This window comes from Paraburkholderia sp. Ac-20336, from assembly GCF_017105025.1.
In the GTDB taxonomy this organism is placed as follows: Bacteria; Pseudomonadota; Gammaproteobacteria; order Burkholderiales; family Burkholderiaceae; genus Paraburkholderia.
Map to the genome: position 1 here is coordinate 1 of NZ_JAAGPS010000067.1, position 16,665 is coordinate 16,665.

9 protein-coding genes and 2 pseudogenes are annotated in these 16,665 nt (G+C 62.1%); 8 read left to right on the forward strand and 3 right to left on the reverse strand.

Annotated elements, in window-relative coordinates; genetic code table 11:
* Positions 1 to 674: AraC family transcriptional regulator (locus GXB81_RS19095; RefSeq protein ID WP_205990051.1), on the forward strand; the 674-nt coding region annotated here is incomplete at its 5' end.
* A gap of 84 nt (positions 675 to 758) precedes the next feature.
* On the opposite strand, the gene GXB81_RS19100 is transcribed toward GXB81_RS19095, so the two are convergent.
* A complete protein-coding gene (locus GXB81_RS19100; protein ID WP_205990052.1) occupies positions 759 to 1,331 on the reverse strand; it encodes an FUSC family protein in 573 nt (190 codons plus the stop codon).
* A gap of 602 nt (positions 1,332 to 1,933) precedes the next feature.
* On the opposite strand from GXB81_RS19100, the gene GXB81_RS19105 reads away from it, so the two are divergent.
* The 7 genes and pseudogenes from GXB81_RS19105 to GXB81_RS19135 form a co-directional block, all read left to right on the forward strand.
* The gene (locus tag GXB81_RS19105; protein WP_205990053.1) at positions 1,934 to 2,506 is read left to right on the forward strand and encodes a DUF4142 domain-containing protein; all 573 of its coding nucleotides are present in this window, start codon (positions 1,934 to 1,936) and stop codon (positions 2,504 to 2,506) included.
* A complete protein-coding gene (locus GXB81_RS19110) occupies positions 2,503 to 2,847 on the forward strand; it encodes a DUF1488 domain-containing protein (RefSeq protein WP_167041663.1) in 345 nt (114 codons plus the stop codon). The genes GXB81_RS19105 and GXB81_RS19110 overlap by 4 nt, the downstream gene beginning before the upstream one ends.
* 93 nt (positions 2,848 to 2,940) lie before the next feature.
* Positions 2,941 to 3,522 (forward strand): hypothetical protein, encoded by a 582-nt coding sequence (locus tag GXB81_RS19115; protein ID WP_167281802.1) that lies wholly within the window; start codon positions 2,941 to 2,943, stop codon positions 3,520 to 3,522.
* Positions 3,523 to 3,864: 342 nt separating this feature from the next.
* Complete coding sequence (locus GXB81_RS19120; RefSeq protein WP_205990054.1) at positions 3,865 to 12,564, forward strand: hemagglutinin repeat-containing protein; 8,700 nt, start codon at positions 3,865 to 3,867, stop codon at positions 12,562 to 12,564.
* 7 nt (positions 12,565 to 12,571) lie between these two features.
* On the forward strand, positions 12,572 to 12,772 hold the full coding sequence (locus tag GXB81_RS19125; RefSeq protein ID WP_205990055.1) for a hypothetical protein: 201 nt from the start codon (positions 12,572 to 12,574) through the stop codon (positions 12,770 to 12,772).
* 127 nt (positions 12,773 to 12,899) lie between these two features.
* Entirely contained in the window at positions 12,900 to 13,286 is a 387-nt protein-coding gene (locus GXB81_RS19130) for a hypothetical protein (RefSeq protein WP_205990056.1), read from the forward strand.
* A 235-nt stretch (positions 13,287 to 13,521) separates the two neighbouring features.
* Positions 13,522 to 15,174 (forward strand): annotated as a pseudogene (locus tag GXB81_RS19135) (hemagglutinin repeat-containing protein); the annotation flags it as partial.
* Positions 15,175 to 15,242: 68 nt separating this feature from the next.
* On the opposite strand, the pseudogene GXB81_RS19140 reads toward GXB81_RS19135, so the two are convergent.
* Together GXB81_RS19140 and GXB81_RS19145 are read right to left on the reverse strand one after the other, a co-directional pair.
* Positions 15,243 to 15,802: pseudogene (locus tag GXB81_RS19140) on the reverse strand (transposase); the annotation flags it as partial.
* A gap of 453 nt (positions 15,803 to 16,255) precedes the next feature.
* Positions 16,256 to 16,594 (reverse strand): BON domain-containing protein, encoded by a 339-nt coding sequence (locus GXB81_RS19145; protein ID WP_167281798.1) that lies wholly within the window; start codon positions 16,592 to 16,594, stop codon positions 16,256 to 16,258.
* Positions 16,595 to 16,665 lie beyond the last annotated feature (71 nt).

Sequence of the window (16,665 nt, forward strand, 5' to 3'; positions counted from 1 at the left end):
TCAACGACCGCGCCGCGGCGGCTCGCGAATCCGGCGACGCCGCCTTGCCCGATGAGCCCGACGTCGATCTGCTGTGCGGTCGCTTCGTCTACGCGCCGGGTTCGTCGGCGCTGCTGCTCGACGCGCTGCCCGATCCGTTGCACGTATCGCTCGGTGGCGCGCGGACGCTCGGCACATTGCAAACGGTGATCGCGCTGATGCGCGGCGAGGCGGAGCGCCGTCAACCCGGCGCGTTCGCGATCGTCACCGCGCTGAGCCACGCGCTCTTCGCGATGGCGTTGCGCGTATACGGCGAGCATGCGGCGCAGAGCACCGGCGTGCTCGCACTGCTGACCGACGCGCGGCTTGGCGCGTCGGTGCAGGCGATGCTCGATGCGCCCGAGCGTGCCTGGACGATCGCCGAACTCGGCGAGCGCGCGGCGATGTCGCGCGCGACCTACGCGCGTCGTTTCAACGAGCGCGCGGGCGTGACCGTGATGGACTTTCTCACGCGGATTCGCATGACGATCGCGAGCGATCTGCTGTTGCGCACGCGCCGCAGCGCGGCGGAGATCGGCGAGGCGGTCGGCTATCAATCGGAAGCGGCATTCGGCAAGGCGTTCGCACAAAGCGTCGGCATGACGCCCGGACGCTACCGGCGCCGCGCGCAAGCGGACGATGCTTCGGAAACCTGATGAGATGCCGCTGGGCGTCAGGGCATGCCGCGGTGCCGATGGCCGGGTTCGCCGCGAACCTCGCGGCGGCGCTGGCGTGCAACGCTAGCCGGATTGTCCGGATTTGCCGAACGCACGCCGTTCGAGCGAGGACATGAGCCATGCGACCAGCAATGCGCAGACGGTGCCGAGCGTCACTTCGGCGAGCCGCAGAAACGCTTTGTCCCACACGGGCCCGATGCCGGGCACGAGCAGCATGATCGTCGCGGTGACGCCGCCCAGCCGCGCCGCGCTGCCCACGTTGACGACCCAGCAGATCATGATCGCGACGGACACCGTTGCCGCATAGACCGCGAAATGACCGCCGCCCGCGAGCGTGCCGAGGAGACCGCACACGCCGCCGACCATTGCGCCGATGAACTGGTCGCGCGAGAGCTTGCGCGTGTCGATATAACTGTGCTGGCTGACCGCGATCGCGGTGATCGCGGCCCAGAACGCCTGTTCCGTATGCAGCGCGCGGCCGATCGCGAACGCGAGACTCGCGCCCGCCACCGCCTGCACGGCCATGAAGCCGCCTTCGATGAGCCGGTCGCCGAGCGGCAGCGTCTTGAGGAAAGCGAACAGGGCGTCGGCGGTGGACGTACGCGCGGATTGCCGTGAATCGTCGGAGGGAGTCATCGAATGAAGGCGCCTTGCCGCAGCATGGAGGTGCCGTATTCTAGCGACTCCGCTTCGGGGCGCTCAAGCTTGAGTTTGTGCGCGGGCTCGTGCGAAGGCGGCGGGCAGGGTCGTGGCGAGGTCGAGGTTCCGATGAGCCGCATATGGAGCGTTGGACCGGTGCGGCTCGCAGCCGGAGTGCCTGGTTTGGTGTACCGAGGTGGCTGGCGTGCGGTCCGCCATCAACGAGCAGTGATCCTTATCAAATCCCTGAGCGAGGTGGGTCGATGTGCCGACGATCGGGCAACGATCGCTCCTTCGACGTTCGACATTACCGATGTGCGAAATACACAAGATGCCCGATATCAACGCGGCTTCGATTTCGCTCCGCAATGTGCGAATAGCCCGCATCGCGTGACCTCGCGCGGCAGAACGCCTCGCCGGATATGGGCACGTGTTTTGCTCCCAACGCTTTAGCAAAGGGGGCCGCCATGCAAATGCATAACGAGCAAACGCCGATCGCGCGAACGACGAAGCACAAGGGGTTGCATGAGCGAGAGCGATGGTCTGCAAGCGCCGCCGCTTCGATGTATCAGCATGGTGTGTCAACAGGGAGAAAATGCATGACATTCCGGTATTCCCTACAAGTGTTGACGATGGCGCTGGCCGTGGCGGGCATCGGCGTCGCATCGACCGGCACCGTCCATGCGCAGGCAAGCGAGGCCCCGGCCGGCGCCGCGCCGGTTGGCGGCACGACACTTTCTCCCGCCGATCAGCAGTTCGTGCTCGAAGCTTCGACGTCCGATGCGACCGAAATCGCCGCAAGCGAAGTCGCGCTGAAAAATTCGCACGATCCGCAGGTCAGGAAGTTCGCAGGGCAAATGATCGTCGACCACACGAAGCTCTCGCAGGGCATGGCGGCGCTCGTCGCGAAGAAGGGCTTCAAGTTGGCGCCGTCGGCGGATTCGGCGCTGGTCGGCAAGCTGCAAACGCTAAAGGGCACTGCGTTCGATCAGGCTTACGTCGAGCAGATCGGCGTGGAGGCGCATCAGCGCGCGGTCGATCTGTTCCAGCAGCAAAGCGCGAGCGGCACCGATGCGCAACTGAAGGCCGCGGTCGCGCATGCGCTGCCGACCATCCGGCATCACCTCGACATGGCGCGTCAGCTCGCCGGCAAGATGAAGGGCTCGTCATGAACGCGACCCTGCCGCGGCCTGCTTATGAGGATTCCTTTATGCAGATCATTTTCCCCGATGAGCAACCCGTTTTCGACGGGGCGAATCTGACGGTTTGCTTCATCGCGCGCGTGCATGGCGAGCCGGTCGTGTGCGCGATTACCGCCGAGGCGCTCGAAGATCATTTCGGTGCCGATTCGGCGCTCGAACCGGCCTTGATGGAGGCGTTCGACAGGGGGCGCCAGCGCATCCGTTCGGTCTGCGCGGAAGCGCTCGACCAGAACGACGGAGAAGGCGTAGTGTTGCATAGCGGACTGTTCCGAGTCGAAGGCCTGGAGCCGGATCGTGGCGCTGCGGCATAGCGCGCTCGCGTGCCGCAGCGCCGTGCTTTCTCGATGCGCCATGCAAAGGCGCGGACAGGGGCCGCGAACGCCTTTCATCGATAAGGAGGCGATATGTCACTCATCGTTGCAGCACGCTTTACGACTTTTCCCACCGCGGAAAACGCCGCGCAAAAGCTCTTCAATACCGGGTTCGTCGAAGAAGACGTGACGCTGTTTTTCGTCAATCCGCGCGGCCAGCACGCGCATCATCCGATCGGCGGCAATATGGGCACCGACCCCGGCGCGCGCGACGCGCCCAAAGGCGCGGGAATGGGCGTGACGATCGGCGCGGTGATGGGCGCAGTCGTCGGCGTCGCGATCTTCGCGGCGTTTTCGGCCCCGCTGCTCGTTTCGCTGATCGCGGCCGGGGTCGGCGCGTATGCCGGGTCGCTGGCGGGCGCGATGTCGCGCACGCGCGAGCACGCAAAAACGGGGTACAGGGTGCCGTATCACGAAGAGTTGCGCGATTCCGGCGTGCTGGTCGCCGTGCACGTGTCGCAGGACAATCAGCTCGAAGCCGCGCGCGTGTTGCGAGAGGCCGGGGGCATGGCGATCGAAAAGGCGACCGGGCGCTGGCAGCAGGGACGCTGGGCCGATTTCGATCCTTCGAAAACGCCGGAGCCGTTCAATGAGTTTGTGGAGAAGCGGGCGTAGGTTGGGGCGGCGGTATGAATAGAACGGCTCGATGGATTCGGGCCGTTTTTTTGTGCAGCTGGGTGGTAGCTATCGCACGAATTAACTTATTGCCATCTCGTTAATAAATAAAAATGATGATCTTGGTGGGTGCATGAGATTTGATGATGTTTTCTTGATTTTAATTGTTGGAGTGTCTGATATTTATTGTCGAATTTTTATTTAATTGTATTTTTAAATGTCAATCGGACAATTCCTATTTGTATTTTTATTTTCTGATTCGTGTGCAATTAACTTTTATTAAAAGAATGAAATTGATGTATGCGGTATTTTGAGGCGGTTAAAAAAACACGCTTCCTAAAGATGAACAGGAATACTTTTCGGCTCGTCTATAGCCGGCTTCGGGATATGCCCGTTGCAGTTGCAGAAACGGCCATTGGCCACGGCAATGTATGTCAAGGGGAAACTCTTCCGTCCGTCTCAAATCGACGCATGACTCTTTTCGCGATGCGTCACGCAGTTTTTGCCGTGCTCGTGCTGTCCGGATTTACGCCCGAGTTTTCGAATGCGCAGATCGTGCCCTCGGGTGCGCATGCGCCAACGGTCATCCAGACGCAGAACGGTTTGCCGCAAGTCAATATCAACAAGCCGGGTGGCGCGGGGGTTTCGGTCAACACGTATTCGCAATTCGACGTGCAAAAGCCGGGCGTGATTCTGAATAACTCGCCGACCATCGTTCAGACGCAGCAGGCGGGGCAGATCAATGGCAATCCGGATCTGTCGCCGGGACAATCGGCGCGGATCATTCTGAATCAGGTCAATAGCAATTCACCGAGTCAATTGCGTGGTTATCTCGAAGTCGCCGGCAATAAAGCGGAAGTGGTGGTGGCGAACGGCTCGGGCATCGTCGTCGATGGCGGCGGCTTCATCAATACGACGCGCGGCATTCTGACGACCGGCACGCCACGGCTCGACGCCAGCGGCAATCTGACCGGCTTCGACGTGGCGGGCGGCAACATCACCGTGCAGGGTGCGGGGCTCAATACGCGCAACATCGATCAGGTCGATCTGATTGCGCGCGCGGTGCAGGCGAATGCCGCGATTTACGCCAATACGCTCAATGTCGTGACCGGCGCGAACCAGGTCGATCACGACACGCTGGCGGCCACGCCGATCGCGGCTAACGGCGCATCGCAAGGCGTCTCGATCGACGTGAGCCAGCTTGGCGGCATGTACGCGAACCGGATCGTGCTCGTCGGCAATGAGAAGGGAGTCGGCGTGTCGAACGCGGGCGTCATCGAGGCGCAGGCGGGCGACCTCACGCTGACCACGCAGGGCAAGCTGGTGCTCAGCGGCACGACGGGCGCAAGCGGCAATCTCTCGGTGTCGGCGGCAGATGGAGTCGACAACAGCGGCACGACCTCGGCGCGCCAGTCGGTGTCGATCAATACGTCCGGCGCGCTTGCCAATAGCCGCACACTGGCCGCGCAGCAGGGGCTCACGGTAAGCGCGGGCAGCATTGCGTCCACCGGATCTCTCGGCGCGGGCATCAACAGTGACGGCTCGGTTGCACAGTCGGGTGATCTGAATCTTTCTACAAACGGCGCGCTGTCGGCGACGGGCCAGAACATGGCGGGCGGCAACGCGACGCTGCGGGGCAGCGATGTAATGCTCGCCGGCAGCCGGACCATCGCCCATGGCGCGCTCGATGTGTCGGCCGCGCAAACGATCGATACCAGCGCGGCGACGCTCGACGCGGCGCAGCTTTCGCTCAGTGGTACGAACCTCGTCAATCACGGTGGCACGATCACGCAGACCGGCACCGGTGCGACAGTCGTCAACGTGTCCGGCACGCTCGATAACACCGGCGGCACGCTTCAGACCCATAGCGCGGATCTCGCACTTGAGCCCGTGACGCTCATCAACGATAAAGGCACGCTCACCAGTTCGGGTAGCGGCACGCTGTCGGTGCAGGGTGCTTCGCTGTCGAACAACGGCGGTACGCTCGCGACGAATGGCGCGCTCCGGGTCGATGTCGGTACGCTGGCGAATCGCGGTGGAACGCTGGCGGGGCAGTCTTCTGCTGCGCTCGCCGTCACTTCGCTCGATAACAGCGCGGGCGGTTATGTTGGCGCGCGCGATGTGTTGATCGCTGGCGCGGGCGTGCTGGACAACGCGGGCGGCACGATTCAGGCAGACGGGCAGCTTGACGTGTCGGCGCAGACGGTGTCGAACGATGGCGGCTCGATTGCGAATGGTGGGACGGGCGCGACGAATGTGAGCGCCAGCGGTGCACTCACCAATACCGGCAACGGACAGATCGGCGGTAACGGCGACGTGTCCGTGGCGGGCGGCAGCATCGACAACGCAGACGGCAGGATTGCGGCTGGTGGCGCGACGAACGTTCAATCTGGCGGCACGTTGAAGAATGCGGCAGGCCTGATCCAGGGGAACGGCGCAGTCACGGTCTCCGCACAAGGCGCACTCGATAACACCGGCGGCCAGATCGAAGCGGACGGCGTAGCGGCGACACTCACGGCTGCCGGCGCGTCGGTCGATAACACGAACGGACGTATCGCCAACGTCGGCACCGGCGCAACGACCATCGACGCGGCAACGATCACGAACGCGAACACGGGAGGCGTGAATGGCGCTGGCGTAATCGGCGGCAATGGCGACGTGACGCTTAACGCGCAGGCGTTGTCGAACACTGACGGCGCACAAACGCTGTCGGGCCATGACCTGACGCTGAGCGTTGCACAATCAGTCGATAACCGCGGCGGCTCGCTTTCTGCTACCCATCACCTCACGCTCGACCAGGCGGGCGCAACGGTTCTGAACCAGGGCGGATCACTTCATGCGGACGGCACGCTGGCCCTGAACATTGCGTCGCTCGATAACACCGCGGGCCGCATCGGCAACGACACAGGCAGCAGCGGCAGCGTTGCGATCCATACCGGCACGCTCGCGAACCAGAACGGCTCGATTGGCAGCGACCAGAACCTCGACGTCACGACGACCCGGCTAACCGGCGACGGCCACCTCGTCGCGGGCAACGACGGTGCCATCACGATCAACGGCGACTACACGCAGAGCGCGGCAAACCTGATCCAGGCGAATCACGACCTGACGTTCAGCGTGACCGGCGACTTCACGAATCAGGGCACGCTCGGCGCGGTCAACGCGTTGACGCTCAATGCCGCGAACATCGACAACCAGGCAGGTGCGGAACTCAATTCATCCAGCACGACCGTCAACGCTGCGAACGCAATCAGCAACGAAGGCCGCATCGAAGGCGATACGGTCACGACGAACAGCACGACGCTGACCAACACCGCAGCGATCATCGGCAATACGGTCACGCTGAACGGCAGCCAGTCGATTGTGAACACCGGTGCCGCCGCGATCATCGCCGCCGCTTCCGAGCTGAACCTGTACTCGCCGGGCGACATGTCCAACACCGGTGGCGCGAACCTGTTCAGCCTCGGCGACATCAACATCGCCGCCGACGCGACACGCGACGCGAATGGCCTGCTCGCGAACCGCAGCCATTCGCTCACCAACGATCAAGCGACGATCGAGGCACAGGGCAGCATCGAGATTGCCACCGATACGCTGACGAACTCGCGCCCCGCACCAACGGTCGAGACGGTAACGACCGATGTCGATACGGTCCATCAGACCAAGCGCAGCAAATACATGGCCTGCGCAACGGGCAATAGCGACAAGGGCTACTGCACGCAGCAGATGTGGGACAACGGCTACAGCGCGCCCGTCGATGCAACATACGCCAGCTCGCAGATCGTCTCGCAGACTTCGGGCCCGAACGCGACCGACAACGTGCTGGTCGTGAACGTCGACGGCCAGCCGCAGACGATCTGGTACAACGCGATCACGGACAACGGCAACGGTACGGTCACGGTCAGCTACTGGGACGGCTACGATCCGAACGTCAACTATCTGCCGTCCACGGAGTACGCAAGCCGCAGCGACGGACACAAGGGTTACCAGCGCGTCGAGATCGCGCGCGACACGACCACCACCACGCAGCAGGATCAGGTAACGGGCGCGCAGGCACAGCAGGCGCAACTGTTCGCGGGCGGCAACCTGACGCTCGCGAATGTCGGCACGCTGAACAACAGCTACAGCGCGATCGCGGCGGGCGGTTCGATCCGGATCGGTGCAAACCAGCAGGATGGCGAAATAGGCAACGGGACCGGCAATTATGGCGGCACGACGGTCAATAACACCGGGCAGACGCTGTACCAGTACCAGCGTCAGGACATCGTGTCGACCTATGCGTGGAACGAGAACATCACGCAGGATGTAGGCCAGGTTGTCGAACCGTCGATCGTGCTCGCGCCCGTGGCGATCGGCGGCACGGGCGGGACCATCATTGCGAACAACGCGGTGCAGATCAGCGCGACGGACGTGAATAACACCAACGTTGCGGCCGAGAACTCCGCGACCGGAGCGACGGGTGGCACGCTCGGCGCCAACCAGCTGATGAAGGGGACCCAGGTCAAGGCACCACAGACGGTTGCGGGCAGTAGCGGCTCGTTGAACCTGAGCCTGCCGAAGAGCGGACTCTATACGTTCGCGAGCGCACCCGATGCGTCGTATCTGGTCGTAACCGATCCGCGTTTGACGAGCTATACGGGCTTCATCTCGTCGGACTACATGCTCGGTCAGCTTGGCCTGAATCCGCAGAGCGTGGAGAAGCGTCTCGGCGACGGCCTGTACGAAGAACAACTGGTGCGCGAGCAGATCACCCAACTCACCGGGCGTGTCTATCTGCAGGGTTATACGAACAACCTCGACGAATATCAGGCGCTGATGACGAACGGCGTGAACGTCGCGCAGCAGTTCGGGCTCGAACCGGGCATCGCGCTGACGGCCGCGCAGATGGATGCGCTGACAAGCGACATCGTGTGGCTCGTGAACCAGACCGTCACGTTGCCTGACGGCACGACGCAGCAGGTGCTGGCGCCTGTCGTGTATCTCGCGCAAACGCATGCGGATGATCTTCAGCCGGGCGGCGCGCTGATTGCGGCGGATGACGTGGCCATTCACGCCACGGGCAGCGCGACGAATAGCGGCATCATCAGGGGCGGCACGCAGACGGTGTTGAGCGCGACCGACATCCTGAACCGGGGCGGCACGATCGCGAGCAGCGGCACGAACGGGACGACGATCGTCTCCGCGACGAACGATGTCGTGAATGCGTCGGGGCAAATTGCGGGCAACCGCATGGCGGTGCTGGCGGGCAACGACATCACGAATACGACGCTGGCCGATACGGTGGGCGTGAGCAACGCGGCCGGTAACAGCAACGTCAGTCAGACGCTGCTCGGCGCGCAAGGCACGATTGCCTCGACCGGCGACATGGTGATTGCGGCGGGTCACGATCTGACGGTGCATGGCGCGAATATCGCGGCGGGCGGCAACGCGCAGATCACCGCCGGCCACGACATCACGGTCGATGCGGTGCAGTCCGCCACCTCGCAATCGCTCGCGCAGAATGACCGGCATCACTGGGAAGCAGACAGCGTTACCCACCAGACCAGCGCGATTTCGGCAGGCGGCGACCTCGCGATACAGAGCGGCAACGACTCAACGTTCAAGGGCGCAACGGTGACGGCGGGTGGCGACATGGAGGTCGTCGCGGGCGGCAACCTGACGGCGACCACGGTGACCGATACCGCGAAATTCGACAACGTCGCCGCCGATGACAGGACCCGCCAGGAAGTCGACCATACGTACGACGAACACGCAGTCGGCACGACCTTCACGGCGGGCGGCAATGCGACGTTGGGGGCTGTGAGCAGTGACGCGAGCAAGGGCAACGTCACATTGACCGGTTCGTCGTTGACGGCAGGCATGATGGATGGCGTGGACAACGGCAGTGGTACGGCGACCATCGCGGCAACCGGCAACGTGACGATCAACGAAGCCCGCGAGGAGCACGATAGTTATCAGGGAGTCGAATCGAAGCGCGGCAGCTTTGTCAGCGGTTCGACGACAGATATGACGCAGAACTCGCAGGCCAGCATCGGTGTCGCGAGCACGGTGTCGGGCAACACGGTGACCGTACAGTCGGGCCGTGACCTGACGATTCAGGGCAGCAACGTGGTCGGCACGAACGACGTGAAACTCGCGGCAGCGGGCAACGTGTCGATTACAACGTCGCAGGACACGCTGAATTCACAGAGCACTTACGAGAAGCGCGAATATGGCTTCCTGTCGGGCCTCAATCCGCTGAACCAGCTCGATGGCGGCCTGCAGGGCTACTCCATCGGCACACGCACCACCTCCGACGCACAACAGGCCACGCAGGTGGCGAACACAGGTAGCCTGGTCGGCTCGCTGAACGGCAACCTGACCATTACCGCAGGCAACGACCTGCATGTGACCGGCAGCACGCTGCACGCAGCCAACGACCTGAATCTCGCGGGCAAGACCGTGACGATCGATGCGGCGCAGGACATCGCCACGCAGAACGAACAGCAGTCGTTCAGACAGACTGCGATTTCCGCGGGCGTCAGCAACCCGGTCATCGCGGCCGTGCAGACCGCGAACCAGATGCGCAAGGACGTCAAGCAGACGAACGGCGACGCGCGGCTCGACGCGCTCGCCGCCGCAACGACGGGACTGGCGGCAAAGAATGCTTACGACGCGGTCATGAGCGACCCGACGGCGGTCGGCGGCGTGGGAATCAACGTATCGCTTGGCACGAGCCACAGCAACAGCAACTCGACGGCATCGTCGAGTACGGCTGTGGGCAGCACTGCGTCGGCGGGCCATAACCTGACGATCGCGGCAGCCGGCGCGGGAGCGGACAGCCACATCGATATCATTGGCAGCAACCTGAAGGCAGGCAATGACGCCACGCTCAATGCCGAAGGCAACATCAATCTTCAGGCCGCGCAGAACACCGACAGTCAGCAGAGCACGAATAGCGGATCGAGCGCGAGTATCGGCGTGACGTTCGGCGTCGGAAAGGAGAACGGCATCTCGTTCCAGGCCGGCGTGTCCGGCACGAAGGGCAATGACAACGGCAGCGATACGACGTGGACCAATACACATGTCGACGCGGGCAACACGCTGACGCTGCAATCGGGCGGCGATACGAATCTCAAGGGCGCGGTAGCCGATGGCCAGCAGGTGATTGCCAACGTTGGCGGCAACCTGAATATCGAAAGCCTGCAGGACACGAGCACTTACGACTCGAAGCAGCAGAGCGGTGGCGTATCGGTGAGCGTGTGCGTGCCGCCGATCTGCTACGGCGCTTCGAGCGTGGCGGGCAACCTCGGCCAGCAGAAGCTGAACAGCAACTATGCGAGCGTGACGGAGCAGTCGGGCATCAGTGCGGGCGACGGCGGCTTCCAGATTAATGTGAAGGGCAATACGGACCTCAAGGGGGCCGTGATTTCCAGCAGCGATGCAGCGGTGCAGAACGGAGCGAACAGCCTGACGACCGCGACGCTTACGCATAGCGACATCGAGAACAGGGCTGACTACAGCGGGCAGTCGGTCGGGATCAGCGGCGGCTATGGCGGCGACATCGGCAAGAGCCAGGGCGGGACGGCGAACAATACGAATCCGGTGCCGGGTACGACGCTGCCGAAGAGCGGCGGGCTCGCGATGGCGCCGCCGATCGTCATGGGCGCATCGGGCGATGCCAGCGGCACGACGAAGAGTGCAATCAGCGGCGGAGCCATCACGATCACCGATGGTGCGAAACAGCAGCAGCTTACCGGACAGACGGCGGATGAAGCGGTGGCGAACATCAGTCGCGACACGTCGGACACGCTGGGCTCGATTGCACCGATCTTCGACAAGGACAAGATCGAAGCCGGGTTCGATATCACGAGCCAGTTCATCAATCAGGTCGGGACGTTCGTGAACAACCGCGCGAAGGAAGCGGACGCGGCGAAGGCGGCGGCGAATGATCCGAACCTGACGCCGGAACAGCGCGCGGCGGCGCAGCAGCAGGCCGATCAGCTGAATGCAGAGTGGGGGCCGGGTGGGTCGTATCGGCAGGTGCTGACTGCGTTGAGCGTGGCGGCGGGCGGGAATGTGACTGGCGGCATGGGCCAGTTCGCGCAGAGTGCGACGGTGGCGTATTTGCAGGAACTTGGCGCGAATGGGGTCAAGCAGATCGCGGACAGTCTGGGTAGCGAAGAGGCACGCGCGGCCCTGCATGCAATCGTCGGTTGTGCGGGCGCGGCGGCAAGTGGCCAGAGTTGCGGCGCGGGTGCGATGGGGGCTGCGGCGAGTTCGGTGCTGGGCAGCCTGCTCGCGCCAACCGATGGGATGTCGGCAGAGGACCGTCAGGCACGGGAGAATCTGGTGACGAGCCTGGTGGCGGGGATCGCCACGGCGTCCGGGACGAATGCGGCGACGGCGACTGGTGCAGCACAGATCGAAGTGGAGAATAATCAGGTTGCGCCGCCGCCACAGATGGCGCTGCCGCCGCCCTGGTTGTCCGGATTCAAGCTGCCCGGTTTCAAGGGCGAGACGGCGAGCAAGGGTGACGGGGTCATTGCGGACCCGGCCACGGAGCTTGATCCAACCATCAAGCCAGATGGGTCGTTGGTCTATCCGATGCCGGACGCGAAGCAGCTTGGCGACTGGATCACGGCGATCATTCCGGATCAGGTCAAGGGGCTGGTTGATTACATCACTACGGCGGCGGGTGGTGGCGATTCGAGCAAGGCCACAAACACCGTGAGCGGAGCGGATAGCGCCGCGAATGCTGCTAACAGCGGGCTGCTGAACAATCAACTTGCCGCAGAACAGATCGCGAATGGTCATGCGTTCGACAAGCACGTGATCGATCAGAATGAGTTTGGTGGTTCGATCACGACGCAACAGCAGTTTGCCGATCAGATAGAAAATATACTCAACAACCCTTCGGCGACGAAGCAACTGAGCAACGGGCGTTCCGCATATTGGGACGATTCTTCCGGTATGGTTGTTATCCGGAACCCGAATGCGGCGGACGGCGGAACTGCGTTCAAGCCGACGAATGGGAAAGCGTATTTCAATAACTTGAGGTGAGGTAACTATGAAGCTCAAACGAATTGCCGAGGATACTGAGATCGAGCTTAGTCTCGATGAGTTACTTGTTCTCAACGCGGCTCTTAACGAGGTTTGCAACGGCATTGACATGTTCGAGTTCGAAACACGGATCGGTGCCCCACGAGCTAAGGTAGAGCGTCTGTTGGCGGAGATTCAAGCCGCGCTTGATCAGGTCGAGAAGAGATAGAGGGTTCGTAAGCTGCCGGTGGAGGTGTTCGCGCACGGTCGAAATTTGTTGCCACAAACGACGGGACTGCAAACGACGGCAAAACAACTGCGGGTTCGGGTCGCAAAATCAACGTAAAGTGAAAACTATGGAACTCAATCGGATCAAGTTACTTCTTCACGGATTGGCGCTCTCGCATGGGCTGACGGACGCTGATTTGCATGCGTATAACCATACAACGGACGACTTCGAGTGGCATATCGACTGGAAAAAGAATTTGACGGAAACATTTGAAAGCAAGACGAAACGTCTTAAGGCCGCAATCAATCTATACGACGACGCAATGGCTAAGGGTGACTTGCTTACCGCAAGAGCGGGGTTAGTTCGTGCAGGAATCCAACTTCAAAGCTTGGCGAGTTTTTTTGATGGTATGACGCACGACGTGAAGAAGGCATATGGAGAACCCCACTTCAATTGGCCTGAGTTCCCTGACGGCAATTGGAAAATTCCTCCCGAGTACGATTTTAAAAGCTGATGACAACGGCGCAAGACAAACTTCTCCCATGCTCCCGCTGTAATAGCTTGAACCTTAGTAGTCTTGGGAACTATGAGATTTTTGACGTGCGCGGCTGGGAAGATGACCGGGTGCAGTCAGATTCTCCGACATTGCGGGTGGTACTAACCCGAACAGTTTGAATGAGGTGCGCGCCCTCTGGCAAGCAGGAAGGGCTAACTCAATGCAGGACTTGGTAGGTCCCGCATTGCGTGACATCAAGGCGGCCGGTGCGGGAGCTGCAAGCAACATCGATGTCGCCGGCAGAAACCTCACCGCAGGCAATAACGCCACGCTCAATGCCGAAGGCAACATCAACCTTCAGGCTTCGCAGAACACCGACAGTCAGCAGAGCACGAACAGCGGATCGAGCGCGAGTGCCGGTGTGACGTTCGGAGTCGGAAAATCGAATGGCATCTCGTTTCAGGCCGGCGTGTCGGGCACGAAAGGCAACGGCAACGGCGGCGATACGACCTGGACCAATACCCAGGTCAACGCGGGCAACACGCTGACGCTGCAATCGGGCAGCGATACGAACCTGAAGGGAGCGGTGGCGAATGGCCAGCAGGTGATCGCCAATGTCGGCGGTAACCTGAATATCGAAAGCCTGCAGGACACGCGCACCTACAACTCGAAACAGCAGAGCGGGGGCGTGTCGGTAAGCGTGTGCGTGCCGCCAATCTGCTATGGCGCGTCCAGCGTGGCGGGCAATATCAGCCAGCAGAAGCTGAACAGCAACTATGCGAGCGTGACGGAGCAATCGGGCATCAGCGCGGGCGACGGCGGCTTCCAGATCAACGTGAAGGGCAATACGGACCTCAAGGGGGCCGTGATTTCCAGCAGCGATGCGGCGGTGCAGAGCGGCGTGAACAGCCTGACGACCGCGACGCTCACGCACAGCGACATCGAAAACAGGGCTGACTACAGCGGGCAGTCGGTCGGCATCAGCGGCGGCTACGGTGGCGACATCGGCAAGAGCCAGAGCGGCACAGCGAGCAATACGAATCCGGTGCCGGGCACGACGCTGCCGAAGAGCGGCGGGCTTGCGATGGCGCCGCCGATCGTCATGGGCGCATCAGGCGATGCCAGCGGCACGACGAAGAGCGCAATCAGCGGCGGGTCGATCACGATCACGGATGAGGCGAAGCAACAGCAACTGACCGGGCAGACAGCCGATGAGGCCGTCGCGAGTATCAGCCGCGATACGTCCGATACGCTGGGGTCGGTTGCACCGATCTTCGACAAGGACAAGATCGAGGCTGGGTTTGATATCACGAGCCAGTTCATCAATCAGGTGGGCACGTTCGTGAACAACCGGGCGAAGGAAGCGGACGCAGCGAAGGCGGCGGCGAACAATCCGAACCTGACGCCGGAACAGCGTGCGGCGGCGCAGCAGCAGGCCGATCAGCTGAATGCAGAGTGGGGGCCGGGTGGGTCGTATCGGCAGGTGCTGACTGCGTTGAGCGTGGCGGTGGGCGGGAACGTGACCGGGAGCATGGGGCAGTTTGCGCAGAGTGCGACGGTGGCTTATTTGCAGGAGCTGGGCGCGAGCGGAGTCAAGGCCATCGCGGACTCTCTGGACAAGGACAGCACGGCGGCTGGCGAAACGGCACGTGCGGCCCTGCATGCAATTGTCGGTTGTGCGGGGGCGGCGGCGAGCAGCCAGAGTTGCGGCGCGGGGGCGATGGGGGCATCGGCGAGTTCGCTGCTCGGTACGTTGCTCGGGTCGACGGATGGGATGTCGGCTGAGGACCGTCAGGCACGGGAGAATCTGGTGACGAGCCTGGTGGCGGGGATTGCCACTGCGTCGGGGACGGATGCAGCGACCTCGACTGGTGTGGGGCAGATCGAAGTGGAGAATAATCAGGTCGCGCAGACGACATCAATGGCATCGCCGCCGCCGTGGTTGTGGTTGACGCACGGCACACCGGTCATCTCCCGACTACGGCGCAGCAGCGCCCAGATACGCCGGTAGCCGTAGGTTGGCAGATACGCCACATGTCCTCGAATTTCCTCGACCAGACCGGCATCATCGGTCACGCGGGCACGGCGACCATCCCGCTAATCGGACGGACGACTCCGCTTCACCGCCACGGCAGAGCGCGCCACGCCGAGAACTTCGCAGACCGTCTTCATCGGTCGTCCCCTGGCAGCAAGGGCGAGCGCGCAATCAGGTTTTTTGACCGGCCCCAATCCACGGCTTCTTTCAGGATTTCGACCTCCAGCGTCTTCTTCCCGAGTAGCCGTTGCAGTTCCTTGATTTCCTTGATGGCGGCGACCAGCTCAGATGCCGGCACAACGGTTTCGCCCGCCTTCACCGCCGCCAGGCTGCCTTCCTGGTATTGCTTGCGCCAGCCGAACACCTGGTTGGCGTTGACGCCGTGCCGACGTGCCACGGCCGACACCGATGCTCCCGGCTCCAGTGTTTCCTGCACGATGGCGATTTTTTCCTGCGCCGTGCGCCGACGACGGCGCTCCGGCTCGGTCAGAATTTCGATGCTTTCCACGTAATGACCAGGCTTATTGATAGGCACAAGACTATCCCTTATTTTAAGAGAGTCCTTGTGTCCTCAGATACGTGGGGCCGCTCCAGTTTGCTTGTTCGCTGCATTCGTTGTCGGGTTTGGGGCATTCATTCTTTCGGGGATTTGTCGAATTTTCTTGTATCTTGGAGACAACCAGTCCATGCGAACAATAAATGAAACTGTTGAGCGATTCTCCAACGAAGTTCGGTCCGTGGTTTAAGCGGTAGGGAGAGGCCTGAGTACTGGGGCACCTCCTGTTTGTGGCTGGCTATGCGGTCGCTGCCATAGTCGCCATATTCGCCAGTGTCTACGCGTGGCGCAGAGTGATCCGCCCGCGCTTTGTCGTCAACGGATGACTACCGCATCGTGCAGGCGTGCTGCGGGCGAAAGGCCACGATAAATAAAATAACTCTCGGCCGCCCGATCCTATTCGGCCGCGACCTTCAGATGGTTCTTCACGCCCGAGACACCCTTCACGTTCTGCACGACTTCCGCGGCCGCCGACTTATCGTCTGCCGAGGGCACCGAGCCCGTGAGCCACACGACGCCCTTGCGCGTCTTCACGTGGATATGCGTCGACTTGACGTTCTTCGCCGCGAGCAGATCCGCCTTGACCTTGGTCGTGATGGCGCCGTCGTCGATGTGCTCGCCGATGGTTTCCGATGACGCGGACGGCGCCGTCGTCGCGGTCTGTGCGGTGGCATTCAGGGCGAATGCGACGACAGCGATGCTGCTCGCGGTCTTCAGAAGCTGGATCGTCTTCATGGTTTCTCCTTCGGGTGTTGATGAGAATGGACGGTTTTGTTGCTGGTGACCGATCGTGGCCGAAATCGCTG

Coding starts and splice junctions, on each gene's coding strand:
- GXB81_RS19100 (WP_205990052.1), bottom strand. CDS start 1,331: ATGACTCCCTCCGACGATTCACGGCAATCCGCGCGTACGTCCACCGCC.
- GXB81_RS19105 (WP_205990053.1), top strand. CDS start 1,934: ATGACATTCCGGTATTCCCTACAAGTGTTGACGATGGCGCTGGCCGTG.
- GXB81_RS19110 (WP_167041663.1), top strand. CDS start 2,503: ATGAACGCGACCCTGCCGCGGCCTGCTTATGAGGATTCCTTTATGCAG.
- GXB81_RS19115 (WP_167281802.1), top strand. CDS start 2,941: ATGTCACTCATCGTTGCAGCACGCTTTACGACTTTTCCCACCGCGGAA.
- GXB81_RS19120 (WP_205990054.1), top strand. CDS start 3,865: ATGAACAGGAATACTTTTCGGCTCGTCTATAGCCGGCTTCGGGATATG.
- GXB81_RS19125 (WP_205990055.1), top strand. CDS start 12,572: ATGAAGCTCAAACGAATTGCCGAGGATACTGAGATCGAGCTTAGTCTC.
- GXB81_RS19130 (WP_205990056.1), top strand. CDS start 12,900: ATGGAACTCAATCGGATCAAGTTACTTCTTCACGGATTGGCGCTCTCG.
- GXB81_RS19145 (WP_167281798.1), bottom strand. CDS start 16,594: ATGAAGACGATCCAGCTTCTGAAGACCGCGAGCAGCATCGCTGTCGTC.